Here is a 24,983-nt window from a genome sequence, read left to right on the forward strand (position 1 = left end):
CCGCGGTGGACCGGGCGGCCGCCGCGTTCGGGCGCCTCGACATCCTGGTCAACAACGCCGGGATCGCGCCGTTCGGGCCGCTGGAAGAGGTGGGGGCCGAGGAACTGGACCGGACGCTGGCGATCCACGTCCGGGCGGCGTTCGTCGCGGCGCAGGCCGCGGCCCGCCACTTCGGGCCGGGCGGGCGCGTCGTCAACATCGGCAGCAGCCTCGCCGAGCGCGTCCCCTACCCCGGGTGGACGCTGTACGCGATGAGCAAGGCCGCGTTGAGCGGGCTCACCCGGGGGCTGGCCCGCGACCTCGGCCCGCGCGGAATCACCGTGAACGTGGTGCAGCCGGGCCCGACCGACACCGAGATGAACCCGGCCGACGGCGCGGACGCGGAGTTCGAGCGCGGGTTCACCGCGCTCGGGCGGTACGGGCACCCCGGGGAGGTCGCGGCGGTCGTGGCGCATCTGGCGGGCCCGGGAGGCGACTACGTGACCGGTGCGTCGATCCCGGTCGACGGGGGATACACGGCGTGATGGCCTGGATATATCTGCTGGTCGCCTCGCTGATGGAGATGGTGTGGGCGACGGCGCTGAAGCAGTCGGACGGGTTCACGAGGCTCTGGCCCACCGTCATCGGGCTGACGGTGGCGCTGCTGAGCGTCGTCATCCTGACGCTGTCGCTGCGCGACCTGCCGATCGGCACGGCCTACGCGGTGTTCACCGGCCTGGGCGCCGTCGGCGTCGCGCTGGTGGGCATCCTCGCGCTGAACGAGAGCACGTCGCCGACCCGTCTGCTCTGCCTGACGCTCATCCTCGTCGGCGTGGTCGGGCTCCAGCTCGGGGAGAACTGAGACCGCACCGCCAGGCCCTGGTTGGGGCAGAGTAGGTGCATGACCAAGGAGATGCTGGGGATCGACATCGGCGGGTCGGGGATCAAGGGTGCCCCGGTCGACCTTTCGGACGGTTCGTTCGTCCAGGAGCGCTACCGGGTCGCCACGCCGCGGCCGGCCAAGCCGAAGGCGGTCGCGAAGGTCGTCGCCGAGGTCGTGAGGCATTTCGGGTGGGACGGCCCGGTCGGCGTCACCTATCCCGGCGTGGTGGTGGACGGCGTGACGATGTCGGCGGCGAACGTGGCCAAGCAGTGGATCGGGCTGGACGCGGCGTCGCTGCTCGCCGACGCCACCGGCCGGGAGGTCACCCTGCTCAACGACGCCGACGCGGCCGGGCTGGCGGAGATGCGGCTCGGCCGGGGCCGCGGCCGGGGCGGCACCGTGCTCCTGCTGACGCTCGGGACGGGCATCGGCAGCGCGCTGTTCACCGAAGGCGTCCTCGTGCCGAACACCGAGTTCGGGCACATCGAGATCGACGGGGAGGACGCCGAGCTGCGCGCGTCGGCGAAGGCCCGCGACGAGGAGGAGCTCGGCTGGGCGGAATGGGCCGGGCGGCTCAGCACGTACATGGCCCGGCTGGAGGCGCTGCTCTCCCCGTCGCTGATCATCGTGAGCGGCGGGGTGAGCAAGCGCTCCGAGCGCTTCCTCCCGCTGATCGAGGGCGTGCGGGCGGAGATCGTCGCGGCGCGGCTCGTGAACCACGCGGGCATCGTGGGCGCCGCGATGGCGGCGGCCGACGCGCAGAAGGCCGCCCGCCGGAAGCGCTAGGCCGTTTTCAGCCGTACGGTCGCGATCTCCCATGGGCGCAGGGCAAGGGAGACCGTGCCGTCTTGCACGTCGAGCGGTTCGCCGGGGCGTCCGCGCAGGTCGGCGCGGGCCGCCTCGGTGAACGGGCCGCGCAGGACGGCCGTGGCCGGCTCGTCCCGCAGGGCGACGACCCGGGTCTCGATCCAGCCGTCGCGGCCGCGCAGGGACGTCATGGCGACGCCGTCGCCGGTGATCGCGACGCCCTCCCGGGACGGCGGCGCGGCCGCGGCGGCGTGCCCGTATCCGGTGGCGGTGAGCAGGTCGTGCCGGTACGCCTCGGCGGCCCGCAGGACGGCGGGGCCGGGCCGTTCGCCGGCGTAGGGCATGACCGCGAACGCGGCCGTGCGCTCGCCGCGGCACTGGGCCCGCGGCGTCGGCAGCTGCGGCCCGGCGGGCTGGTCGCGGTAGGCGTTGCGGTCCCGCGACAGGTAGCCGACGGACCGCAGCAGCGTCAGCGCCATCTCGCGCCCGCCGCCGACGACCTCGTACTCGGTGACGTGCTCCAGCAGGACCGCGAGCCCGCCCGCGGCGGCGAACCCCGACGCCGGGAACGTCGGGACGGGACGCTCCCCGAACCCGCCCTCCGCCGTCAGCCCCCGCTCGGTGACCGCGAACTGCCCCTCGGCGAACGACGTGGCGGCCCGGCGCGGCAGCGGCAGGTGCAGCCGGACGCGGTGGTCCTCGCAGCGGTTGTCGAACGTGACGCGCAGCCGCAGGAAGGGTTCACCGGCGCGGAGCTCGGCGCGAATGGTGACGGTGACGTCCTCCTCGGCCGCGGACCGGGCATCGGCCTCCGCGTCCCCGGACGCCGGCCACCGGTAGGTCCGGACGATGTCGCAGGCGGCGACGAGGGGACCGCTCCAGACGGGCCGCACGGCCACCGAGAGGGGGTCCTCGACGAGGCGGTCGGCGGCGGGCGGGGCGTGGTTGTAGGTGTCGCCGAGGTCGCCGCCGTCCACGATCCGCCCGATGCCTTCGACGGCCCCGCCGGACGGGGTGCGCACCCGGAGCGTCCCGTCGGCGTTCACCTCGGCGCGCAGAAGGCCGTTGTCCAGGACGTTCCCCTCCGCGACCACCGGGGTGTCCGGCGAGGCGCTCGCCGGCGGGACGGGCCGGACGGTGGCCAGGCCCAGCGCGGGCACGTCCACCAGCGCGGCGACGGTGCGGCGCGGGTCGGCCAGGATCCTGACGCGCCAGTCCCCCTCCGCGCCGCGCAGCGCCTCCCGCACCGCGCCTAGGTCGAACGGCACGGTGGAGCGGGCCGTCACGCGGAAGGTGAGCGTCCGGTCCTCCCTGGACACCGTCCAGTCGCGGATCTCCTGCCCGAACAGCACCCTCCCGTAGACCCGCTCCAGCAGGACCGGCAGGCGGGACGCCGGGTGGACGGCGTCGTCCAGCACGGTCGGCGCGACCTCAAGGGTCTGCACGGGCACCGGGCGGCCGTCGCCGGTCACCAGGCCGGGCTCGCCGTCCGCCGGGACGTCCAGCGTGACCAGGCCGGTGCGCGGGGCCGGGGTCGGGTTGAACACGAGATGCGAGCCGAGCGGCACCGCGGCGGCGCGCTCGGCGGTGACGAGGTCGCAGACGGCGCGTCCGAGCTGCTCCGCCTCCGCCATCCGGGCCGCGACCTGCTCGGCGGTCTCGTCGCTGCCGCAGCCGGTGACCGAGTCGTGGCAGCTCACCTCGATCAGCCGCCGCCACGCCAGGTCGAGGAACCGGCGCGCGTCCCCCGCGTACCAGAGCGCGGCCAGCGGCTCGGCGTACCGCTCGACCAGCCGCTCGGCGCGTCCCATCGCCTCCTTGAGGTGGACGCGCGCGGAGATCACGCCGGGCAGGATGTTCGCCCGCGCGTGCGACCGCAGCTCACCGCGGACGCGCGGGAGGCCGTCCACCGACGGGTCCAGCGCCGCGAAGTAGCCGCCGAGGGTCTCCATGCGCATGCCCGGGGCCTCGGCGATCCGCTCGGCGAGGTCGGGGGCGGGCGCGGTGTGGTCGGCGCCGTACATGGCCAGCAGCGGGCCGCCGCGCGGATACCAGCGGCCCATCGACTCCGCGAACCCCGCGACGCGGCCGGGCAGCGCCGGCGCGGCGCCGCCCGGGAACTCCTCGAACATCGACGCGGCGTTGCCGTAGCCGCCCTCGGGGAGGTACTGGGTGCGGACCGCCGTCCCGTCCGGGGCCTCCCACGCGAACGCGCTGGCCCGGACCTCGCCGGGGACGCCGCGCCACACGCACGCGTGCTCGATGCCGGCGCCCCGGAGGATCTGCGGCGTCTGCGCGCAGTGCCCGAACTGGTCGGGCAGGTAGCCGACCATCATCACCGCGCCCATCTCCTCGGCGCGGCGCATCCCCGTCTCCAGGTTCCGGACGATGTTCTCCCCGGAGCACAGGAACTCGTCGTGGAGGATCTGCCAGGGGCCGACGGCGAGCCGCCCCTCCCGGACGAGCGCCTCGAGCCGCTCGCGCCGTTCGGGACGGATCTCCAGGTAGTCGTCGACCGCCGCCATCTGCCCGTCCAGCGTGAAGCGCCAGCGCCGGTCGGCCTCCATGCCGCCGATGACGCCGTCGAGCAGCGACACCAGCCGGAGCCGGAAGCGCTGGAACGGCAGGTACCACTCGCGGTCCCAGTGGGTGTGGGGAACGACGACGATCTCCGGGGCCCGTTCCGCGTTCACCGGCACAGCGCGATCACCTCGTTCTCGTGGCTCACCGTGTACCGGCTACGTGCCCTGCGGGACGAGGCGCGGAAACCTCCCCGTCAGGGGTCCATCAGCTCGGCGGAGCGGGCCGCGAACGCCTCCATCGCCTTCGCGGTGACCGGGCCCGGCGCGGCCGGGAGGACCGTTCCGTCCACGGCCCGGATCGGCTGGACGTCCCGCGTCGTGGACGTCAGGAACGCCTCGTCGGCCCGGTACAGGTCGTCGAGCGCGAGGTCCTCCTCCTCGCCGCCGAACCACTCCAGGGTCAGCGCGCGGGTCACCCCGGCGAGGCAGCCCGACGACAGCGGCGGCGTGACCAGGCGCCCGCCGAGGACGACGAAGATGTTGCTGCCCGTCCCCTCGCACAGGTTCCCGGCGAGGTTGCCGAAGATCGCCTCGCCGCCGCCGCGCTCCTTCGCGTAGGCGAGGGCCAGCGCGTTCTCCGCGTACGAGGTGGTCTTGAGGCCGGACAGCGCGCCCCGCTCGTTGCGCGGCCACGGCACGACCGTCACGTCCGCCGCCGGGGGGAACGGGTCCTGCGGTCCCGCGATGATCGACAGGGTCGGCCCGGCGTCGCCGCGGTTCGAGCCGAGCGGCCCGGGGCCGCTGGTGTAGGTGATCCGGATGCGGGCGAGCGGCCACTTCGGCGCCGCCGCCAGCACCTCCAGGGTCCCCTGGGCCACCGTGTCGTGGTCGGGTTCGGGCAGGCCGAGGCCGGCCGCCGAACGGGCCAGCCGCCGCAGGTGCCGGGTCAGCGCGAACGGCTCCCCGTTCGTCGCCTTCACCGTCTCGAAGATCCCGTCGCCGACGAGCATGCCGTGGTCGAAGACCGACACCACCGCCCGCTCGGGTTCGAGCAGTTCCCCGTTCAGCCAGATCCTGGCCTGGTCCGTCACCGGAAGCCACCTCCCTGCCGGGCCGCCTCCGGCCCGGTTCCGTTGCCGCTCGCCAGGCGGCTCGAACGCGCCCGTGCGATGCCGGGGCCGATGCCGGCCGGCCTCCGTCCGGTGCGGCGGGAGTCCGCGTCGACCCGGCCGTACGGCCCCACAGTACGGTCCTCAGGGGACGGGTTCGAGTTCTTCGGGCAGGTTCACGCCAGCACGCAGCCGAACGAGTCCGCGAGGCCCCGGTGCCCCGCCTCGGTCACGGCGAGCGCCCGGCGCGTCGTCCCGCGCTCGAACCAGCCCAGCTCGAGCATCCGCCCGGTGAGCGCCGCCCCCAGCGCGCCGTTCAGGTGCGGGCGCCGCTCCGTCCAGTCGAGGCACTCCCACGCGAACCGCCGCCGCGCCCCGCGCAGCGCCGCCAGGTCGAGGCCGAGCGCGGTCAGCCGCTCCTCCCCTTTCGCGGTCACCTCGTACGCGTCCGGCCCGGCCGGCTCGATGAGGCCCCCGCCGACCAGCGCCGCGAAGAGCGCCACCCCCGCCTCGCCGGCGAGGTGGTCGTAGCAGGTGCGCGCCTCGCGCAGCCGCCGCGCGTCCCGCGACTGCCGCAGGCTGCGCACCTCCACCGGCGGGCCGATCCGCGACAGCGCCTCGATGACCTGCGCGACCTCCCTGCCCCGCAGCCGGTAGTACCGGTGCCGCCCCTGCCGGACCACCGTGACGAGGCCGCCGTCCAGCAGCCGCCCCAGGTGGGCGCTCGCCGTCTGCGCGCTCACCCCGGCCGCCCGCGCCAGCTCCCCCGCGGCCAGCGGGCGCCCGTCCAGCAGCGCCGTCAGCATCGCCGCGCGCGTCCGGTCGCCCAGCAGCGCCGCGACCGGCGCGATGTCCACACCCCGGGCTCGCTCCATAAGACCGACCCTAGGCGCCCCATCCTTCGACCGCCGTCGAAGGATCCGGCACGCCCCGCCGGAAACCGGTTTGGGGAACCGCGCCGGACGCGCTAAGGTTTTCCCGTCGCCGCAGGGCGCACGCGGAAGTGGCTCAGGGGTAGAGCATCACCTTGCCAAGGTGAGGGTCGCGGGTTCAAATCCCGTCTTCCGCTCTGAGGGGCCTTTCAGGCTGTGAACCAGAGGGTCTCCTTCTGGTGGAGTGGCCGAGAGGCGAGGCAACGGCCTGCAAAGCCGTGTACACGGGTTCAAATCCCGTCTCCACCTCAACGCCGGGTCTCCCCCCGAGGCCGCGTGCGGGCGATTAGCTCAGTGGGAGAGCGCTACCTTGACACGGTAGAGGCCACTGGTTCAATCCCAGTATCGCCCACCACACCAGCCCAGGTCAGGCTCCAGCCGGCCTGGGCTTCGTCGTCCCACGGAAGCCGGGGGCCGATCGGGAGCACGCCGCTCCCCCGGTCCCAGCCGGCCCGTCCCAGTCGGCCCGCCCGCGTGCGGCCGCCCGATGACCGGGCGGCGGCACCCGCCGTTCACCGCGGGCGAAGGCGTCGGCATATCGGCGATGTGACACCGCCCAAAATGGGGTTATCAGCGTTGTGCCGCGGCACAACAACAGAGCCATCCGGCAATGCCGGGCTTCTGCCGACTTCAGGGCCAACATGGGCCCCACCGCGTCACTGACTGAACCTGGCCACCGCGACAAGTCCGTGACCAGCGTGATCAGGTCGAGAACCCGGCAGATCCACCGGGGATCCGAAACCACGTATTGTGCGACGGCGGCGACTCTCCGATCAAACGGTGCCATTGGATTTGTCCAAATGATCTTCAAAGTGCGTATCATCGCAGCCCAGAAGTGCCACCTTAAGATCATTCGAACAGCTTGCCCGGGGGCCCTTGACAAGCTCAGTCCAGCGAAGAATAGTCAATCCCATGCTGAGTGATCGTCGACCACGGAGAGCGCGAAAACTCTTATGAACCAGCAATCGACGTCACGACTTGAAGCCGACCTCTTCTTATTGCACGCGCCCAGCGTCTTCGACTTCCGCGAGCGCGACGACATGCTGTTCGCCTATCTGAGCGACAGCGACAGCGTCAATGTCACCTCGGTCTACGAGATTTACCCGATCGGCTGGTTCTCGATACAGCAGCGGCTCGCCGAGCACGGCTTCGACACCAAGATCGTGAACGTCGCCTCGCTGATGCTCATGCATCCCGGGCTGGACGTCGAGCGCCTGCTCGCCCGCTTCGAGGCGCCGATCTTCGGGTTCGACCTGCACTGGATGGCGCACTGCCAAGGCTCGGTGGAACTCGCGGCGCTCGTGAAGAAGGTGCACCCCGAGGCCCTCACCGTCTTCGGCGGCATCTCGGCGACCTACTACGCCGACCAGCTGATCGAATACCCGAGCGTCGACGTCGTCGTCCAGGGCTACGACACCCTCGAACCCGTGACCGAGCTCGTCACCAAAGTCCGGCAGGGCAGCAGGGACTTCCGCTCCATCCCGAACCTGCTGTACAAGGCCGGCGGCGAGGTCCAGGCCACCGGCTTCTCGCACAAGCCGGACGCCGATTACAACAATGTGCGCAACGACTGGTCGTACTACCGCGACGCGCCGGGCGCGGGCTCGTCGGAGTCGAAGCTCATCATGACCCTGCCCAACACCGGCTGCGCGCATGACTGCGGCTGGTGCGGCGGATCGCGGTTCGCGTACCGGAACATGATGGGCGTCCGCAAGACGCTGATACAGAAGGACAACGACCTCGTCATCGAAGAGCTCCGCACGATGAGGGAGGCGGCGAAGCGCAGCTCGATATACGCGCTCCAGTGCTACTCCGAGAACCGGACCCGGATGCACCAGTACCTGGACGCCGTGAAAGAACTCGGATACAAGAGCGTGCACTTCGAGCAGTTCAGCCTGACGCCGCCCGACATCCTCAAGAAGATGGGCGAGTCCACGGACGCGTACATCATGCTCTCCCCCGAGTCGCACGACCTGAAGATCAGTGCGGCGGCCGGTCGCGGGAACTACACCATGGAGCAGATGGAGGAGTGGATTCCCCGCGCCCTGGACGCCGGCGTCAAAGGCATCATGATCTGGTTCTTCATCGGAATGCCGTACCAGGACCGGCAGTCGGTGATGGACACGATCTCCTACGCCGAGCGGCTGATCCGCAAGTTCGGGGGCTGGGCCGCCCTGCCGCTCATCTGCCCGATGGTGCCGTTCCTCGACCCGGGCTCCCAGTTCTTCGAAGAGCCGGAAAAGCACGGCTACCGCATTCACCACCGGACGCTGGAGGAGCACCGGCGGGCCATGGTCGAGCCGCTGTGGCACCGGCGCCTGAACTACGAGACCCGCTGGCTGGACAGGCGCCAGCTCCAGGACGTCTCCTACGACGCGATCGCCCGCCTCGTGGAGATCAAGGGCGAGCACGGGGTACTCCCGGTCGGGTTCTGCAAGGCCGTCCTGCGGACCATCGACGAGACCCGGCAGCTCCTCGCGGAGATGGAACGTGCCCTGGAACTCGACAAGAGGCTGCCGGCGGCGCTGCGGGACGAGATCCGCCGCTACAACCGCAAGATCCTGGCCTACACCAACGACCAGATCATGCCGGTCCCCCGGCCGCTCGGCGGACGGTGGTTCGACGACGCCACCGTCCCCCAGCAGATGATCGAGGCGTGCCGGGCATCGCCGGCCGCGTCGTCTCCGGCGGGCGGCACGTGAACGGACTCCCCGTCGCCTGTCCGAGCGGAGGCGGCTGGCCGTTCCGGTCGGCCGCGGGCAGCAGGCAGGCGACCGGAGCACCGTGGCCAAAGGCGGCGTGGGTACCAGTGCGGAGGAGGTCGAGGTGCGGATCGCTGTAATCGGCGGGGGTCCCGGTGGGCTGTACTTCAGCGCACTGGCCCGCCGGCATGGCATCGCGCGCGAGATCACCGTCTGGGAGCGGAACGCTCCCAGCGAGACCTTCGGGTTCGGAGTGGTGCTGTCCGACCAGGCACTGGACGCGATCGAGCTGGCCGATCCGGCCCTCCTGCCCGCGATGCGTCCGATGCTCGCCCGCTGGGACGACATCGACGTGCACTACCGAGGCACCGCGTTCACGGCGGGCGGGAACGGATTCGCCGCGATGAGCCGTACCGGGCTGCTCACCGTCCTGCAGCGGCGCTGCGCCGAACTCGGCGTACCGGTGCGCTACGGCAGCGAGATCACCGATGTCGACGCCCTCGCCGCCGGCCACGACGTCGTCGTCGCCGCCGACGGGGTGAACTCGCCGAGCCGGGCGCGATACGCCGAAACCTTCCGTCCGACGGTGCAGACGGGGAGATGCCGGTACATCTGGCTGGGCACCGACCTGGCGCTCGACTCCTTCAAGTTCTACGTCGTGGACACGCCGGGCGGGGCCGTGCAGGTGCACGCCTACCCTGACTCCGGTCAGAGCAGCACCCTGATAGTGGAGCTGTCCGAGGACGCCTGGCGCGCGGCCGGGTTCGCCGACGCCGCCGCCGCGCAGCTCCCGCCCGGGGAGAGCGACGAGCGGTCGATCGGCATCATCGCCGAGCTGTGCAAGGACATCCTGGACGGACACGAACTGTCCGGGAACAACTCCCGCTGGCTGCGGTTCCCCACCGTGCGGTGCGAGACCTGGCGGCACCGCAACGTCGTGCTGCTCGGCGACGCGGCGCACACGGCGCATTTCTCCATCGGCTCCGGCACCAAGCTCGCGATGGACGACGCGTCGGCACTGGCCGGCAGCCTGCGGGAGCAGCCGGACGCGGAGGCCGCCCTGGCCGCGTACGAGGCCGCACGCCGCCCGGCGGTCGGCTCCCTCCAGCGCGCGGCGCGGGCCAGCCGGGAGTGGTTCGAGGGCATCGACCGCTACACCCATCAGCACCCGCAGCAGTTCGCGGTGAACCTCCTGACCCGCAGCCGCCGCGTGTCGTACGCGGGGATGCGCCGGCGCGACCCCGGGTTCGTCGCGCGGGCGGAGCGGTGGTTCGCCCGCGCGGCCGGCGGGCGGCCGGGCCCGCCGATGCTCCAGCCGTGCACGCTCGGCGGCCTGGAGCTGGCCAACCGCGTCGTGGTCGCCCCCGGCGAGGCGCGCCCCGTCCGGGACGGTGTGCCGGGAGACCTCCATCTCGTGCACCTGGGCGGCGCTGCGCTGCGCGGCGCCGGGCTGATGCTGGCCGGTCCGGTGGCCGTGTCCGCCGAGGGCGCGGCCGCCACCGGCGGGGCCGGGCTGTACACCGGTGAGCAGGCGGCCGAGTGGCGGCGGATCGCACGCTTCGTCCACGCGAACTCGCGGGCGAAGATCGGTGTGCAGCTCGGCTACTACGGCCCGGACGGCGCCGCCGTGCCCCTGGCCGACCTGCAGCGCGCGTTCGCCGCCGCGGCCCGGCGGGCCGCCGCCGTGTTCGACCTGCTGGAACTGGACTGGGCCGACGACCGCCGGCTCTCCCCGCTGCCGTCCCCGCCCGCCGGCGAACCGGGCGGGAACGGCGGCGCGCCGCGCGACCGGCTCCGCTACCCGCTCGGGGTGCTCGACGCGATACGCGCCGAATGGCCCGCCGAGCGGCCGGTCAGCGTGCGCATCTCGCCGGCGGGGCGGTACCCGGGCGGGGACGGCGCCGACGCGCTGGCCGAGACCGCCAACGAGCTCGCGGCGCGCGGCGCGACGGCGGTGCACGTCACCTCCGGCACGCGGGCCGGCGGGGACGTGTACGCCGACCGGATCCGGAACCAGGCCGGGCGCCGGAGCGGCTTCGCCGTGATCGCGGAGGGCTCGATCTCCGCGGCCGATGTCGACACGATCGTCCTGGCGGGGCACGCGGACCTGTGCGTGGTCGACCGGCAGGCGGAGGATTCACTCAGGCCCGCGCCGTGCGGGACACCGGACCAGTCCCTGTTGAAGGAACCGTCGTAGCGAGGAAATGCCGTGCCACCCATCGCAGATCTCGGCGTCCTGCCGGAAAGCTCCGCAGAGCACCATGGCGCGACCACCCTGTGCGCGGACTCGCCGTGGGTCTCGGCCTGCCGCACCCCCGAGACGGTGGCCGACTTCGCGGCCGTGGTCGCGGACTACGCCGACCGGCTGTGGTGCGCGGGAGTGCGGCCGGACGAGGTGGTCGCCCTGGTCAAGTCGAACCACTTCGACATCCAGGCGATCCAGTGCGCCGCCGTCCGCATCGGCGCGCTGCCCGCGCTGTTGTCGGCGAAGATGGAACCGGCCCATCTGCTGGACTCCCTCAAGGACCTGAAGCGGCCCTGCCTCCTGGTCGACGCGGAGGGCGCCGAGGTCCTCCGTCCCTGGCGGGACCGGCTCGGTGCGGTCGTCTCCCGCGTCCTCACGCTCACCCCCGGAACGGCACTGCCGGGGGCGGTCGAGCTCGGCGAGTCGGCGCCGCACCAGGTGACCGTCCGCGACGGCACGGCGCCGACCCTCATCACGCATTCGTCCGGGACCACCGGAAAGCCCAAGATGCTGGTGCACACGGTGGACTCCCTGTACGCCCACGTGGCCCCCCAGATGAACGTGGTGCGGTCGCTGAAATACGCCGGGATCAGCGCGAAGTGCCTGTCCTTCGTGCATGTGCGGATGTCGACCGGGCTCCTCACGGCGCTGAACGCGGGACTGCCGTTCCTCGGCATCTGCTCCTCGGAGCCGTCCTCGGTCCGCGAGGCGCTCCTGCGGTACCGGCCGGAGACGCTGGAAGCCCAGCCCAACATGTTCCTGCGCTGGGAAGGGCTGGCACGCGAGGCGCCGAATCCGTTCAGCACGGTCGAGCGCTACGTCAGCAGCTTCGACGCGATCCACCCGCGGACGCTGCGGACGCTGCTGGAGGCGTCCGACCATCCGAATCCGACCTTCGTCCAGGCGTACGGGCAGACCGAGACCGGCCCGGTCACGCTGCTGACGACCACGCGTTCCGACGTCCGGGAGCTGGGGCTGCGGGACTCGCGGGTCGTGGGCGCGGCACTCCCCGGGATGGAGCTCCGCATCGTGGACGACACCGGGGCGGAGCTTCCGGCCGGCACACAGGGGCACATCGAGGTCCGCACCCCCGCCCGCGCCGAGTCGATGCTCGGGCGGGCACCGCTGCCCGGCCGCGACACGTGGTGGCCCATGGGCGACATCGGCCTGCTCCGCCCGGACGGGCGGCTGGAACTGCACGACCGGCGGCTGGACCGGGTCCCCGGCGTGCCCAGCACCCTCCGCGCCGAGGACGTCCTGCTCGACGAGCTGCCGGAGCTGGCCGAGGTCGTGATCGTCGCCGTGGACGGGACGCCCACCGCGGTGGTGGCCACGGCCGACGGCAAGCCGCTGGACGAGGACCGGTGGCGGCGCGCCCGCCGCGCGGCGGAACTGCCGGACGGCACCCGGGTCGACCACCGGCCATGGGAGGAGCTCCCGCTCACCGGCACGATGAAGGTCCGGCGGCACCGGCTCCCGTCGCACGGGGCCGCCGGATGAGCGGCCCGGTGGCGTCGGGCGTCCCGGTGTCGGGCCGGTTCCCGCCGCCGGAGAGAAGGGCGGTGACGCTCGTCCTCGCCGCCGCCTTCATGCTGCTCGCCGACACCTCGATCGTGAACGTCGCCATCCCGAGCATCCAGCGGGACATCGGGGCGAGCGTGCCGGACGTGCAGCTGATGGTCGCGGGCTATGTGGTCGCCTACGCGGTGATGCTCATCACCGGGGGGCGGCTGGGCGACCTGTACGGCAGGCGGCGCATGTTCATGATCGGCGCCGTGTCCTTCACGCTGGCCAGCCTCGCGTGCGGCGTGGCGCAGGGGCCGGGCGAGCTGATCGCCGGCCGGGTGTGGCAGGGCCTCTCCGCGGCCGTGCTGTATCCGCAGATCATCGCGACCCTGCGCATCGCGATAGCCGAGGAGCGGCGCGGGCGCGCGTTCGCGCTGCTGGGCGCGGTGGTGAGCGCCGCGACGATCGCCGGCCCGATCATCGCCGGGCTGCTCATCGCCGCGGACATCGCCGGGACGCAGTGGCGCCTGATCTTCCTGATCAATCTCCCGGTCGGCTTCGTGCTGATCGCGCTGGCGCCCCGGATGGTGCCGGCGCACAAGGGGATGCGCCTCCGGCTGGACTACGCGGGCTCGCTCACCGTCGTCCTGCTGCTGGTCGCCCTCCTGGTGCCGCTCACGATCGGCCGCGACCGGGGCTGGCCGCTGTGGGGGTGGCTGCTCCTGCTGTGCGCCCCCGTGCTGCTGGGCGTCTTCCTCCGGCTGGAGTCGGCGCTCGAACGGCAGGGGAAGGCACCGCTGCTGCGACCGGGCCTGTGGACCGATCCGGCCTTCCGAGTGGGCGTGGCCATGTACCTGGTGTTCTTCTCCGCGGTCGTGCCGTTCTTCCTCTACTACTCCATCACCCTCCAGTACGGGCTCGGGTACGGCGCGTTCGCGACGGCCGCGGCGATGGCGCCGTACGCGCTGGGAAGCACGGTCACCTCCCTGTGCTCGGCGCGGATCGTGGCGCGCTTCACCGCGCTGCGCACCCTGCTCGCCGGCTGCGTCATCTGCGCCGCCGGGAGCGCTTTCATGATCATCACGATGGGCCTGAGCGGCTCGGGCCGGCGCCTCGGGGCGGCCATGACCCCGGCGATGCTGTTCACCGGCCTCGGGCTGGGGCTGGTGATCGGCCCCCTGCTGAACTTCGTGCTGGCCCGGGTCCGGCACGACGACACCGGAGCGGCGTCGGGGGTGCTCTCCACCGCGCAGCAGATCGGCTCCTCGCTGGGCGTGGCCGTGATCGGGCTGGCCTTCTTCCGCGGCTTCCGCGGAGAGCTGGCGGAGCTGGGATATCCGGCACTGCGGACGGACATGATGCTCGGCACGGCCGTGGCGATGACGGCCTTCGCGCTGGCGTCGGCGCTCGTCCTCCTCCTCGCACACGGTGGCCGCACCGGCGGCCACGGGTCGGCCTCATGACGGGAAAGGCGGGAACGCCCGTGGACGGATCCTCGCGGTCAGGCGCCCTGACGGCGCGGCAGAAGATGCTCGACGAGATCGCGGCGCGCACCGTCCCGATCCCGGCCTTCGTGCGGCGCCTGTCCCTTCAGGTCGTCGCGATGGAATGGCGGGAAGGGTTCGTCAGGGTCAATTTCGCCATTCCCGAAGATCTCTGCGTGGAACCTGGCGTGGTCTTCGGCGGCCACGTCTCCAGCATCCATGACCAGGCCGCCGGTTTCGTCATGTACACCCTGCTGCAGGACGACATGATGTTCGCCACGACCCGGCTGGACGTGCGTTATCAGGCGCCGACGCGTCCGGGAGACGTGTGCGCGGAAGCCGAACTCGACTCGATGAGCGAGCGCTCCGCCGATGTGCGGGTCTCGCTGCTGCAGGGCGGGAGCGTGACCAGCGAGTCGTTCGTCAGCGAAGCCATCATCAGAGCTCAGCGATGACCCGGATGCCCCCGGTGCTCGATCCGCCGGACCGTCACCTGCGCGCCGGCGCCGTCGCGGCGAAGGAGAAGAAGATGTCGATGATAACCGACCGGGATGTGCGGGAAATGGTGGCGAACGTCCTGGAGGTCAATGTCACCGAAGTCGAGAGCGAAACGTCGTTCCATGTGGAACTGGAAATGGACTCGCTGCAGAAGGCGGAGTTCATCGTGGCACTGGAGCGCGCCTGCGACGCGGAGTTCGCCCCGGCGGACGCGGCGGAGATCGACAGCGTCCGCGACGTGATGCGGCTGCTCGACGAGCGGCACCGGGTGCCATGAAGTCCACCAGGATCACGAACCCGGTCGAGTCGCTGCTGCTCGGCCACGCCGGCGACCGGGTCTGCGGCGTGGACCGCCGGGCGGGCGAGGTCACCTACGCGGACATGCGGGAGGCGGTGACGGCGTACGCCGGGCGCCTGCGCGCCGCCGGGGTGCGGCCCGGCTGCCGCTCGGTCGTCGTCTCCGACGACTGCGTCGCGGCGGTCACCGCCGTGCTCGCCCTGTGGTGGCACGGGTGCGTGCCCATCCTGGTCCACCCGATGCTCCGGCCCGCGGAGATCGGCTTCATCGTGCGCGACAGCGAGGCGGAGTTCGCCGAGCTGAACGTCTCCCCCGGGCACCGGGCGGCGCTGCGGGCCGAGCTGGACGCCATCGACGCCGAGCGGCGGGCGGCGCGCCGCATCGGGCTGCGCACCGAGCTCGGCCCCGCGCAGGCGGGCCCGGCCGCGGTCCCCCCGGCCCGCTTCGGCGAGACCGACGAGCTGCTGGTCCAGTACACCTCCGGCAGCACCGGCAGGCCCCGGGGCGTGCGGCACTGCCTGCGCGCGTTCCACGCGGTCCTGCGCGGCGTCGGCAGCGTGCTGGCGCTCACGCCGGACGACATCGTGCTGTCCACGGCGAAACTGTCCTTCGGGTACGGGTTCGGCAACTCGCTGCTGTTCCCCTACGCGGCGGGGGCGAGCTCGGTCCTGCTCGACGGGCCGGTGGATCCCTACACCGTGGCGGCCGCGCTGGAGGAGCACCGGCCGACCGTGCTGTTCTCCGTGCCCCGGCTCTACGCCGGTCTGCTCGGCCTCGTGGAGCAGGGCAAGGCGATCGGGACCGGCTCGCTGAGGCTGGCCGTCGCCACCGGGGAGCGCCTGCCGGAAGACCTGGCCGCCCGCATCACCGAGACCTTCGACGTCCCCCTGCTCAACGGGTTCGGCGCGACCGAGGTCCTGCACACGGTCGTGGCGGCCGCCGTGGGCCCGGGGAAGGCCGGCGACCCCGGATCGATCGGGCTCCCGGTCCCCGGGGTGACCGCGACCGTCCGCGACGACGCCGGACGGCCGGTCGGCGACGAGGTCCCCGGACGGCTGCACATCTCCGCGGAGTCGGCCGCGCTCGGCTACCTCAACCGGCCCGAGGACAACGACCGCACCTTCGCCGACGGCGGCGTCTACACCGGGGACATCGCGTTCCGCGCGGCCGGCGGCGGCTTCCACCACGTCGGCCGGTCCGACGACATGCTCCTGCTCGGCGGCTACAAGATCGCGCCGGCCGAGATCGAACTGGTGGTCCGCGAGCTCCCCGCGGTCGCCGACTGCGCCGTCGCCGGAAGTACCGACTCCACCGGCCTCGAGCAGGCCACGGTGTACGTCGTGCCGCGCGACCCGGCCCGACCGGACGAGGTCCGCAGGGCGGTGCGGGCGGCGCTGCGGGCGGGCCTGGCGCCGTACAAGAGGCCGTCCCGGGTCGAGGTCATCGGCGAGCTCCCCGTCACCGTCAACGGGAAGCTGGCCCGCTTCCGCCTCCGCGGCGCGGCGGGCGCCCCCGCCGGCGATCCGCGGGCCGGGACATGAGCGGCACCCCCGCGCACCGTCCGCCGGCGCCCCCGGCGGAGCCGGGCACCGGCCCGCGGGAGGTGCGCCGGTGAGCTGGGATCTCGTCGGGATGAGCGCGATATGCGCGCTGGGGGACACCGTTCCCGCGATCCATGCGGCGTTGTGCTCGGGGCGGTCCGGCCTGGCGCCGCTCTCGGCGTTCGACTCGTCCAGGTACCGCGCGGGAGCCGCGTACGAGGTGCCGGACCGGGCGCGTCCCGGCGTGGACGAGCCGCTCCGGGCGACCCGCTGGCTGGTCCGCGTCGTCCGGGAGGCCCTGGCCGAGGCGGGACTGCCGGAACCGGAGCCCCGGACGCCGGTGCTGGTCGGGACCACGCACCGGGAGATGCGGACCGCCGAACTCTGGTGGCGGCGCGAAGCCCCCCTCTCCCCCGCCGATCTCCACTTCACCCCGGCCCTGCGCTCCGCCCTGGGCCTGCACAACGTCCACACGGTCACCAGCGCCTGCGCGGCCTCGCTGTACGGCCTCGGGATGGCCACCGACCTCATCGCGTCCGGCGAGGCCGACACGGTGGTGGTGGCGGGCACCGACTCGATCACCGAGAGTTCGTTCGGCGGCTTCGACCGCATCCAGCCGCGGCCCCCGGACACGATCCGCGCGTTCGACCGGTCCCGCCGCGGCATGATCATGGGCGAGGGCGCGGCGGCGGTGGTGCTGCGGCGCGCCGGCGCCGATCCCGGACGGGTGCGCGGCCGGGTCCGGGGCGTCGGCATGAACTGCGACGCCGCGCACGCGACGGCGCCGGATCCCGCGGGGATCGTCCGGGCGATCGAGGAGGCGCACGAACGCGCCTCGCTCGCTCCGGGCGACATCGACCTGGTGGTGGTGCACGGGAGCGGCACGTCGCAGAGCGACCTGGCCGAGGCGGTCGCGCTGGAACAGGTGTTCAAGGCCGCCGATCCCGGCCCGCTCGTCACCGCGGTCAAGGGCGGCACGGGGCACGTCTCCGGCGGGGCCGGGCTGCTGAACCTCGTCGTGGCCCTGGAGTCGATCCGCTCCCGGACCCTGCCTCCGATCAGCGGTCTCGCCGACCCGATCGAGGAGGCGGGGCACCTGCGGCTCGTGTCCGGGCGACCGGCCACGGGGCCGTTCGGCACCGCGCAGGTCCACGCCGTCGGCATGGGCGGGATCAACGCGGTGGCGATCGTGGAAGGGGCCGCGCGATGAGTGCCCCGGCCACCGTGCGGACGGCGATCACCGGTGTGGGCTGGGCGGTGCCGGGACCGGACTTCGACCCGGAGACCGAACTGGCCGTGCGGGGCATGCGGCACAAGGACCGCTCCTCGCGGTTCGCGCTGCGGGCGGCGCGGCGGGCGCTCGGCGACGCCGGTCTGCTGGACGCCCCCGAACTGGACGGGGCGGCGGTGGTCGTGTCCTGCAACTTCGGGAACCTCGGCCCGGTCTGCGACTTCGTCGCGACCATCGACGGCGAGGGCAGCGCCGGGACGAGCCCGATGCGCGTGCCGCACCTGTCGAGCGCGGCCGCGGCGACCTGGGTCGCGCTCGACCACGGGATGCGCGGCCCGAACCTGACGCTGTCCAGCGGCGCTTCGGGCGGGCTCGACGCCGTCGCCTGGGCCCGGAACCTGATCGCGGCGGGCCGCGCCACGGCCGCCCTGGTCATCGGCATGGAACCGGACACGCCGCCGGTGGCGAGGCTGCACCGGGAGGCCGGCGGCACCGGGTGGATCGACGGGGCCGTCGGCCTGGTGGTCGAGCCCGTGCGGCACGCGGCGGACCGGGGCGCGCGGATCCGCGCGGAGATCGCCGGCTTCGGCAGGGCGGACGACGAGCGGTCCGCCGTCGAGGCCGCGGGCGGCGCGGCGGTGCGGCGGCGGCTCGGCGGCGAGCCGAACGCGCGGTACGGGCGGTGCTCCGGCGCACTGGGCGTGGTGCAGTGCGCGATGGCCGTGGCGGAACTGGAGGCCGTGGCGGGACCGGAACCGCGGGCGGTGCTCGCCGTGGCCGGCGCCGGGACCGAGGAGGGCGACGGGTCGTCCGTCGCGGCACTTGTGCTCACGCCACCCCAGGGGAGGCCCGCATGAACCCGTCCGACGGCGACCGGCGTGCGGTGATCACCGGTCTCGGCACGATCTCGTGTGCGGGCACCGATGTCGACGCGTACTGGGACGGCCTGCTCGCGGGCGGCGGAGAACCGGTCGAGGTTCCGATGCCGCACCTCAACATGCGGGCGAAGAAGATGTACCTCGTCGACCGGGCGCAGGTGCCCGCCGAGCCGTCCCACCACGCCGGGGCGGCGCTGGGCACCGGCCCGCGCCTGGCGGTCGCCGCGGCCGGGCAGGCGCTCGCCGACGCCGGCCTGGAGCCCGGGGCGTGCGGCGACGTCCCCGTGCTGCTCGGGGTGGAGATGGGCAACATGGACGTCCAGGAGACCCGGCGCAGCGCCGGAGACCCCGTGTGGACGCCGCTGGCGCCCACGGCCGCCGTCGTGGGCGCGGCCATCGGCTCGCGGGCCGCGGTGACGAGCGTGGGGAACGCGTGCTCGGCCACCGGTTACGCGCTCGCGATCGCGCTGGACATGATCCGCGCGGGCGAGGCGGCGGCGGTCCTGGTCGGCGGTGCCGAGGGGATCACCCGGGTCGGGCTGGGCGCGTTCAACCGCCTGGGAGCCGCGGACCCGGTGCGGTGCCGGCCGTTCGCCCGCGACCGGGCGGGCACGATGTTCGGCGACGGCTCGGCCGTGGTCGTGCTCGAAGCGGCCGGGCACGCCCGGCGGCGCGGCGCCGAGCCGTACGCCGAGCTGGCCGGCGCGGCCTGGAGCTGCGACGCCTACCACGCGACGGCTCCCGATCCGTCGGGCGACCAGATCGTCCGCGCGATGACCGAGGCGCTGGCCGACGCGGGCATGAGCGGCTCCGACATCGGCTGCGTCATCCCCCACGGCACGGGGACGCCGCTCAACGACGTGGTGGAGAGCCGGGCCCTGCACAGGGTGTTCGGCGAACGGACGCGCGAGCTGCCGCTCTTCTCGCTCAAGGCCATGATCGGCCACACGACCGGCGCGGCGGGCGTTTTCGCCTGCCTCACGGCGACGCTCATGCTGCGGCACCGGAGGAGCCCGGCGAACGTCCCGATCGACCAGGACCCCGAGTGCGACGTCTGGCTTCCGCAGGACCGCGCCGTTCCGCTGCAGGAGCCCGCGGTCATGGTCAACACCTATGCGTTCGGCGGCAACAACACGTCCTTCGTCGTCAGGGAGTTCACCGGGGATGCGGAGGGGGCGCCATGAGTTCCGGGGAGCTTGCCGTCGCCGGCCTGGGGATCGTCGCGCCGGGCGTCTCCGGGCCGGAGGACGCGCTGGCGCCGGCCGCGCCGGCGCCGCCCGGCTGGTTCCGTACGGAGGTCGCGCTGCCGGGGCGCGGCTACCGGCGGCTGCCCGACGCGTCCAAGTACCTGCTCGCCGCGTCGAGGCTGGCGGTCGGCGACGCCGGGGGCCGCTTCGCGGAGACCCCGCGCGAGCACCGGGGCGCGGTGGTGGCCATCAACAACACGGGCGCCGCCCTGCTGGAGGAGCTGGACCGCACGATCGTCGACAAGGGGGCCGAGGAGCTGCCGCCCTCCAGCACGCCGTTCGGAGCGATGAGCTCGTTCGCCGGCCGGCTGTCGATGGAGCACGACATCACCGGCTTCAACCTCACCGTGAACTCCCCGCTCACGGCCGGTCTCGACGCGATCCAGACCGCGGTCCGCGCCGTCGCCGCCGGACGGGCCCGGACGGTTCTCGTGGGCGCGGTCGAGGAGGCGCTCTCCCCCTCCCAGTCGTCACCCTCCCAGTCGTCATCAGCCCAGTCGTCATCAGCCCAGTCGCCGGCCAACGGATTGCAGGCGGGCGCCGTCGTGCTGCACTGCGAGCCTCCCGGGGAAGGGGAGGCCCGCTATGGCACGTGCAGGGCGCGCGGCACGTTCCTGGATCCCGCCGCGGCCGCGAGCGACGCCGCCGCCGTCCTCGCCGCCCTGGTGGGCGACGACCCGCCGGACCGGATCGACGCCGTGCTGGACGACTCCGCGGTCGGGACGGCCGCCGCCCGGTGGCTGGACCGCCTGACCGGCGAGCACGGCGTCGCCGTCGTCATCGTCCCGAGCACGGCGCAGGCCGGCTGCCTCGTCCCGCTGCAGCGCGTCCTGGGCCTGTTCGCCCAGGAGCACACGGCCCCCGTCCGGCGCGGGGTCCTGGCCGCCTCCGACCAGGGCACGGTCGCGTTCGCGGAGCTGACCGTGGCGCCGCGCGGGGCGGCCGCGAAGGGGAAGGAGAACTGATGTTCGTTCCGCTCAAGGGTGCGTGGGCCCTGATATTCGGGGTGTCCAGCGGCATGGGGTTGGAGGCCGCGCGGGCACTGGCCGAGGCGGGTTGCGGCATCATCGGGGTGCATTTCGACCTCGCCGAGGGCCGGCAGGAGGCGGAGCAGCACGCCGGGGAACTGGGCGACCTCGGCGTCGCGGCGCATTTCTTCAATCGCAATATCGCGTCGAAGCAGGCCCGCGCGGAACTCGTCCCCGTCATCCGCGAGCTGACGGCCGGCGCCGGGCTCCGGGTCGTCGTGCACTCGGTCGCCTACGGGACGCTGACGTCCCTCCTCCCGTCGCCGGACGGCCGGGAGCCCGGCACCACCGCCAAGCAGCTCGCGATGACCGTCGACGTCATGGGGCACAGCCTCGTGTACTGGACCCAGGACCTGCTGGAGGCGGACCTGCTGCCGCGCGGGGCCAACATCTTCGCCATGACCAGCACAGGCGGGACCAGGGTGCTGCCCAACTACGCGCCGGTGGCGGCGGCGAAGGCGGTGCTGGAGTCCCACGTCCGCCACCTGGCCGTGGAACTCGCGCCCAGGGGCGTGGCGGTGAACGCGATCCGGGCCGGCACCACGATCACCCCGGCGCTGCGGAAGATCCCGGGCAGCGACCAGATCATCGCCCAGTGCCGCGAGATCAATCCCGGCGGGCGGCTGACGCGTCCCGAGGACGTGGCGGAGGCGATCGTCACCCTGTCGTCCAGCGACTCGTCATGGCTCACCGGGAACGTCATCGGAGTCGACGGCGGAGAGGCCCTCGTCCGATGAGGACAGCGCAGGAACCGAGATCAGAAGGAGCCGCACCGTGTCAGACAACCAGGCCGCCGCGGTCGACATCGACGACATCCGCGCGCTGATCGCGGAGGAGATCGAGCTTCCGGTCGAGGAGGTGACCGACGAGGCCGACCTGGCGGGCGACCTCGAAGTGGACTCCCTCGCGGCGATGGAGATCGCCGTCCAGCTGGAGAAGCGGTACCGGATCAAGATCGACGAGGAGGAGATCTCGACCTTCACCTCGCTGTCGGTCATCCACCGGTTCATCGCCGCCAAGGTCGGGACGGGCTGATGGCGGACGAGCGGCGGCCGGTCGCGATCGTGACCGGCGGATCCCGCGGCATCGGGCGCGCCACCGTCGTCCGCCTGGCCGCCGACGGCTTCGACGTGGCGTTCTGCTACCTGTCCAGCCCGGACAAGGCGGCCGAGGTCGCGGCCGAGGCGCGCCGCTACGGCGCCCGGGTGCTCGCCCGCAAGGCCGACGTCTCGGTCACGGGCCAGGCGGAGGAGCTCGTCGCCGAGGCGGAGGACGAGCTCGGCCCGCTGGCGGCGGTGGTCGCCAACGCCGGCATCGTGCGCGACCGCCCCCTCGCCCGGATGACCCACGACGAATGGGACGCGGTCATCCGCACGAACCTCGACGGCACCTACCACATCTGCCGTGCCGCGGCCCGGTCGCTGATGCGGCACGACAGCGGAGCCGTCGTCACGATCTCCTCGGTGGCCGGCATCTACGGCAACGTCGGCCAGGCGAACTACGCCGCGTCGAAGGCCGGGATCGTCGGCTTCACGAAGTCGATCGCGAAGGAGCTCGGCCGGTTCGGCGTCCGCGCCAACTGCGTGGCGCCCGGCCTGATAACGACGGACATGACCGAGGAACTCGGGCCGGAGAAGCGCAAGGGGCAGCTCGACCGGATCCCGCTCCGCCGGGCCGGGACCCCGGACGAGGTCGCCGACCTCGTGTCCTTCCTGATCTCCGGACGCTCCTCCTACATCACGGGGCAGGTCCTGGGGATCGACGGCGGTTTCTCCCTTTGACCTCCCGCCCGCGGGGACCGGCGGCGGGACCACGTTGGAGCCGACAAGATGCTGATCGACATCACCCGTAGGGCGTCGCCCTGCGATCCGGCCGAGCTGGAGCGGATCGCCGGGCTGGCCGACTCGCGGCGCGGCGGCGCGCTCAGCTCCGGGATGGAGTATCCGGGGCGCTACCGCCGCCGGGCCGTGGCGTACACCGACCCGCCGGTCGAGATCGTCGCGTCCGGGCGGCGGTGCACGGCGCGGGCGCTGAACGAGCGCGGCCGGGTGGTCCTGCCCGTGATCGTGGCGGCGATGCGCCGGGCCGGCCGGGACGCCGGCGGGCAGGCGGGCGGGCAGCCGGGCGAGCACACCGTCGTGATCCCGGAACCGGACCGCATGGTCCCCGAGGAGGAGCGCACCCGGCGGCCGACCGTGTTCAGCGCGCTGCGGGCCATCGCCGCGGCGTTCCGGTTCGACGACCCGTACCTCGGCCTCTACGGGGCGTTCGGGTACGACCTGGCGTTCCAGTTCGAGCCGGTGCGGCAACGGCTGGAACGTCCGGCGGCCCAGCGCGACATGGTGCTCCACCTGCCGGACGAGATCTGGGTGGCGGAGCACGGGCGGGAGGAGGCGACGCGTTACTCCTACGAGTTCGAGGTGGGCGGGACCTCCACGTCCGGCCTCCCGAGGGAGACAGCGCCGACGGGTCCTGGCGGGCCGCCGCCGGCCCCGGCGAACAGGTCGCCGCGACGCGCGGATCCCCGGCCCGGGGCGTACGCCGCGCTCGTCGAGCGGGCGCGGGAGCGGTTCGCCCGCGGCGACCTGTTCGAGGTGGTGCCCAGCCACGTGTTCTACGGGAGATGCGGCTCGCCGGCGGCCCTCTACCGGTCGCTCCGCCGCCGCAATCCCGCCCCCTACGAGTTCCTCTTCAACCTGGGGGCCGGAGAGCACCTGGTCGGCGCGTCACCGGAGATGTACGTTCGGGTGACCGGCGACCGGGTGGAGACCTGCCCGATCGCGGGCACGATCCGGCGCGGCGAGGGACCGCTGGAGGACGCGGCGAACATCGCCGCGCTGCTCGGATCGGCGAAGGACGAGTCCGAGCTGACCATGTGCACCGACGTGGACCGCAACGACAAGGCGCGGGTCTGCCTGCCGGGGTCGGTCCAGGTGATCGGGCGGCGGCAGATCGAGGTCTACAGCCGGCTCATCCACACCGTGGACCACGTCGAGGGGCGGCTGCGTCCGGAGTTCGACGCGCTGGACGCGTTCCTCACCCACATGTGGGCGGTGACCGTGACCGGGGCGCCCAAGGCGTGGGCGATGCAGTTCATCGAGGACAACGAGGACGCCCCGCGGCGGTGGTACGGCGGCGCGGTCGGGCGGATCGGGTTCGACGGGTCGCTGGACACCGGCCTGACGCTGCGGACCGCGCACATCACCGGCGGCGTCGCCGCGGTGCGGACCGGGGCGACGCTGCTGTTCGACTCGGTGCCGGAGGCCGAGGAGGAGGAGACGCGCATCAAGGCGCGCGCTCTGCTGGAGGCGCTGGCGGAAGCGGGCCCGCGGAGCGGACCCGGCGCCGGCCGCTCCATCGGTGCCGCCATGGGGGCGCACCCGTCCGGCATGGGGAGGTCCGCGCCGGTGCGCGTACTGCTGGTCGACCACCAGGACTCGTTCGTGCACATGCTGGGCGACTACTTCCGGCAGCAGAGGGCGCGGGTCACCACGCTCAGGTACGGGTTCGAGCCCGAACTGCTGGACGAGTACGCGCCGGACCTGGTGGTGCTGTCGCCGGGGCCGGGGCGGCCGTCCGACTTCGGATGCGCCGGGCTGCTCGACGAGGTGTACCGGCGGGGACTTCCGGTGCTGGGGACGTGCCTGGGGCTGCAGGCGATGGTGGAGTACGAGGGCGGGACCCTGTCGGTGCTGCCGGAACCCGAGCACGGCAAGAGGGGGCTGGTGCGGGTGTCCGGCGGCGCGCTGCTGAAGGGCCTCGGCCCGGAGTTCACCGCCGGGCGGTACCACTCGCTGTACGCACCGCCGGACGAGGTGCGCGGCGGGTTCGCCGTGACGGCGGTGTCCCCGGACGGGGCAGCGATGGCGATCGAGGATCCGGCGGCGGGCCGCTGGGCGGTGCAGTTCCATCCGGAGTCGATCCTCACCGCGTCCGGCCGGGCCGGGCACCGGATCATCGCCAACGTGCTCGATCTGTGCCGGGAGCGGATGCGCTCGCGCTCTCCCGGCGCCCCGCGCGGCGACTATCCGCCCGCGGCTCACCATGCGCGCGTCGGGCCGGTGCCTTCGCGCGCTGCCGATTGATTGGCGGT

General features: G+C 73.3%; 21 protein-coding genes and 3 tRNA genes. 21 read left to right on the top strand and 3 right to left on the bottom strand.

Going from position 1 to position 24,983, the window contains the following annotated elements:
* The 3 genes from IEZ03_RS16765 to ppgK form a co-directional block, all read left to right on the top strand.
* A partial coding sequence (locus IEZ03_RS16765) for an SDR family NAD(P)-dependent oxidoreductase (protein WP_229808337.1) occupies positions 1–524 on the top strand: 524 nt, incomplete at its 5' end.
* Positions 524–841 carry a DMT family transporter gene (locus IEZ03_RS16770; RefSeq protein WP_184883479.1) on the top strand — a complete coding sequence of 106 codons (318 nt, stop codon included), beginning with the start codon at positions 524–526 and terminating at the stop codon, positions 839–841. The genes IEZ03_RS16765 and IEZ03_RS16770, both read left to right, overlap by 1 nt.
* 39 nt (positions 842–880) lie before the next feature.
* The gene (gene ppgK / locus IEZ03_RS16775; protein WP_184883476.1) at positions 881–1,648 is read left to right on the top strand and encodes a polyphosphate--glucose phosphotransferase; all 768 of its coding nucleotides are present in this window, start codon (positions 881–883) and stop codon (positions 1,646–1,648) included.
* Here the strand turns inward: ppgK and IEZ03_RS16780 are convergent.
* The 3 genes from IEZ03_RS16780 to IEZ03_RS16790 all read right to left on the bottom strand — a co-directional run bounded on the left by IEZ03_RS16780 (position 1,645) and on the right by IEZ03_RS16790 (position 6,175).
* Positions 1,645–4,368, bottom strand: a complete 2,724-nt coding sequence (locus tag IEZ03_RS16780) for a glycoside hydrolase family 38 N-terminal domain-containing protein (RefSeq protein ID WP_229808338.1) — start codon at positions 4,366–4,368, stop codon at positions 1,645–1,647. The two genes, ppgK and IEZ03_RS16780, sit on opposite strands and share 4 nt — an antisense overlap.
* Positions 4,369–4,445: 77 nt before the next feature.
* Positions 4,446–5,282, bottom strand: a complete 837-nt coding sequence (locus tag IEZ03_RS16785) for an aminotransferase class IV (RefSeq protein WP_229808339.1) — start codon at positions 5,280–5,282, stop codon at positions 4,446–4,448.
* Between the two features lie 194 nt (positions 5,283–5,476).
* Entirely contained in the window at positions 5,477–6,175 is a 699-nt protein-coding gene (locus IEZ03_RS16790; RefSeq protein ID WP_184883474.1) for an ArsR/SmtB family transcription factor, read from the bottom strand.
* 122 nt (positions 6,176–6,297) lie between these two features.
* Here IEZ03_RS16790 and IEZ03_RS16795 point away from each other — a divergent pair.
* The 18 genes from IEZ03_RS16795 (at position 6,298) to IEZ03_RS16880 (ending at position 24,975) form a co-directional block, all read left to right on the top strand.
* Positions 6,298–6,369: transfer RNA gene (locus IEZ03_RS16795), tRNA-Gly, on the top strand.
* A 41-nt stretch (positions 6,370–6,410) separates the two neighbouring features.
* Positions 6,411–6,481 (top strand) — tRNA-Cys (locus IEZ03_RS16800).
* A 31-nt stretch (positions 6,482–6,512) separates the two neighbouring features.
* Positions 6,513–6,587: transfer RNA gene (locus IEZ03_RS16805), tRNA-Val, on the top strand.
* Positions 6,588–7,230: 643 nt separating this feature from the next.
* Positions 7,231–8,934 carry a B12-binding domain-containing radical SAM protein gene (locus IEZ03_RS16810; RefSeq protein WP_184890560.1) on the top strand — a complete coding sequence of 568 codons (1,704 nt, stop codon included), beginning with the start codon at positions 7,231–7,233 and terminating at the stop codon, positions 8,932–8,934.
* 124 nt (positions 8,935–9,058) lie between these two features.
* Positions 9,059–11,131: an oxidoreductase gene (locus IEZ03_RS16815; protein ID WP_184883472.1), complete on the top strand. Its 2,073-nt coding sequence runs from the start codon at positions 9,059–9,061 to the stop codon at positions 11,129–11,131.
* A 12-nt stretch (positions 11,132–11,143) separates the two neighbouring features.
* Positions 11,144–12,679: an AMP-binding protein gene (locus tag IEZ03_RS16820; protein WP_184883470.1), complete on the top strand. Its 1,536-nt coding sequence runs from the start codon at positions 11,144–11,146 to the stop codon at positions 12,677–12,679.
* On the top strand, positions 12,676–14,148 hold the full coding sequence (locus IEZ03_RS16825; RefSeq protein WP_184883468.1) for an MFS transporter: 1,473 nt from the start codon (positions 12,676–12,678) through the stop codon (positions 14,146–14,148). Before IEZ03_RS16820 ends, IEZ03_RS16825 begins: the two co-directional genes overlap by 4 nt.
* A gap of 20 nt (positions 14,149–14,168) precedes the next feature.
* Positions 14,169–14,624 (top strand): PaaI family thioesterase, encoded by a 456-nt coding sequence (locus tag IEZ03_RS16830; RefSeq protein WP_184883466.1) that lies wholly within the window; start codon positions 14,169–14,171, stop codon positions 14,622–14,624.
* A 14-nt stretch (positions 14,625–14,638) separates the two neighbouring features.
* Positions 14,639–14,944 (top strand): acyl carrier protein, encoded by a 306-nt coding sequence (locus tag IEZ03_RS16835; RefSeq protein ID WP_184883464.1) that lies wholly within the window; start codon positions 14,639–14,641, stop codon positions 14,942–14,944.
* Entirely contained in the window at positions 14,941–16,506 is a 1,566-nt protein-coding gene (locus IEZ03_RS16840) for a class I adenylate-forming enzyme family protein (RefSeq protein ID WP_184883447.1), read from the top strand. The genes IEZ03_RS16835 and IEZ03_RS16840 overlap by 4 nt, the downstream gene beginning before the upstream one ends.
* A gap of 70 nt (positions 16,507–16,576) precedes the next feature.
* Entirely contained in the window at positions 16,577–17,716 is a 1,140-nt protein-coding gene (locus tag IEZ03_RS16845; RefSeq protein ID WP_184883445.1) for a beta-ketoacyl-[acyl-carrier-protein] synthase family protein, read from the top strand.
* Positions 17,713–18,594, top strand: a complete 882-nt coding sequence (locus IEZ03_RS16850; RefSeq protein ID WP_184883443.1) for a beta-ketoacyl synthase N-terminal-like domain-containing protein — start codon at positions 17,713–17,715, stop codon at positions 18,592–18,594. The genes IEZ03_RS16845 and IEZ03_RS16850 overlap by 4 nt, the downstream gene beginning before the upstream one ends.
* Complete coding sequence (locus IEZ03_RS16855; RefSeq protein ID WP_184883441.1) at positions 18,591–19,799, top strand: beta-ketoacyl-[acyl-carrier-protein] synthase family protein; 1,209 nt, start codon at positions 18,591–18,593, stop codon at positions 19,797–19,799. The genes IEZ03_RS16850 and IEZ03_RS16855 overlap by 4 nt, the downstream gene beginning before the upstream one ends.
* Positions 19,796–20,827 (top strand): beta-ketoacyl synthase N-terminal-like domain-containing protein, encoded by a 1,032-nt coding sequence (locus tag IEZ03_RS16860; protein WP_184883439.1) that lies wholly within the window; start codon positions 19,796–19,798, stop codon positions 20,825–20,827. Before IEZ03_RS16855 ends, IEZ03_RS16860 begins: the two co-directional genes overlap by 4 nt.
* Positions 20,827–21,627: an SDR family oxidoreductase gene (locus IEZ03_RS16865; RefSeq protein ID WP_184883437.1), complete on the top strand. Its 801-nt coding sequence runs from the start codon at positions 20,827–20,829 to the stop codon at positions 21,625–21,627. The genes IEZ03_RS16860 and IEZ03_RS16865 overlap by 1 nt, the downstream gene beginning before the upstream one ends.
* Positions 21,628–21,664: 37 nt before the next feature.
* Positions 21,665–21,925, top strand: coding sequence for an acyl carrier protein (locus IEZ03_RS16870; RefSeq protein WP_184883436.1), 261 nt, complete (start codon positions 21,665–21,667; stop codon positions 21,923–21,925).
* A complete protein-coding gene (gene fabG, locus IEZ03_RS16875; protein WP_184883434.1) occupies positions 21,925–22,671 on the top strand; it encodes a 3-oxoacyl-ACP reductase FabG in 747 nt (248 codons plus the stop codon). Before IEZ03_RS16870 ends, fabG begins: the two co-directional genes overlap by 1 nt.
* Positions 22,672–22,719: 48 nt before the next feature.
* The gene (locus IEZ03_RS16880; protein WP_184883433.1) at positions 22,720–24,975 is read left to right on the top strand and encodes an anthranilate synthase component I; all 2,256 of its coding nucleotides are present in this window, start codon (positions 22,720–22,722) and stop codon (positions 24,973–24,975) included.
* Positions 24,976–24,983: the final 8 nt, after the last annotated feature.

The organism is Actinomadura livida (genome assembly GCF_014648675.1).
Lineage (GTDB): Bacteria > Actinomycetota > Actinomycetes > Streptosporangiales > Streptosporangiaceae > Spirillospora > Spirillospora livida.

Excerpts from the sequence above, each read along its gene's own strand:
- IEZ03_RS16770 (WP_184883479.1), top strand. The coding sequence starts at position 524 with ATGGCCTGGATATATCTGCTGGTCGCCTCGCTGATGGAGATGGTGTGG.
- ppgK (WP_184883476.1), top strand. The coding sequence starts at position 881 with ATGACCAAGGAGATGCTGGGGATCGACATCGGCGGGTCGGGGATCAAG.
- IEZ03_RS16790 (WP_184883474.1), bottom strand. The coding sequence starts at position 6,175 with ATGGAGCGAGCCCGGGGTGTGGACATCGCGCCGGTCGCGGCGCTGCTG.
- IEZ03_RS16825 (WP_184883468.1), top strand. The coding sequence starts at position 12,676 with ATGAGCGGCCCGGTGGCGTCGGGCGTCCCGGTGTCGGGCCGGTTCCCG.
- IEZ03_RS16840 (WP_184883447.1), top strand. The coding sequence starts at position 14,941 with ATGAAGTCCACCAGGATCACGAACCCGGTCGAGTCGCTGCTGCTCGGC.
- IEZ03_RS16850 (WP_184883443.1), top strand. The coding sequence starts at position 17,713 with ATGAGTGCCCCGGCCACCGTGCGGACGGCGATCACCGGTGTGGGCTGG.
- IEZ03_RS16855 (WP_184883441.1), top strand. The coding sequence starts at position 18,591 with ATGAACCCGTCCGACGGCGACCGGCGTGCGGTGATCACCGGTCTCGGC.
- IEZ03_RS16860 (WP_184883439.1), top strand. The coding sequence starts at position 19,796 with ATGAGTTCCGGGGAGCTTGCCGTCGCCGGCCTGGGGATCGTCGCGCCG.
- IEZ03_RS16865 (WP_184883437.1), top strand. The coding sequence starts at position 20,827 with ATGTTCGTTCCGCTCAAGGGTGCGTGGGCCCTGATATTCGGGGTGTCC.
- fabG (WP_184883434.1), top strand. The coding sequence starts at position 21,925 with ATGGCGGACGAGCGGCGGCCGGTCGCGATCGTGACCGGCGGATCCCGC.
- IEZ03_RS16880 (WP_184883433.1), top strand. The coding sequence starts at position 22,720 with ATGCTGATCGACATCACCCGTAGGGCGTCGCCCTGCGATCCGGCCGAG.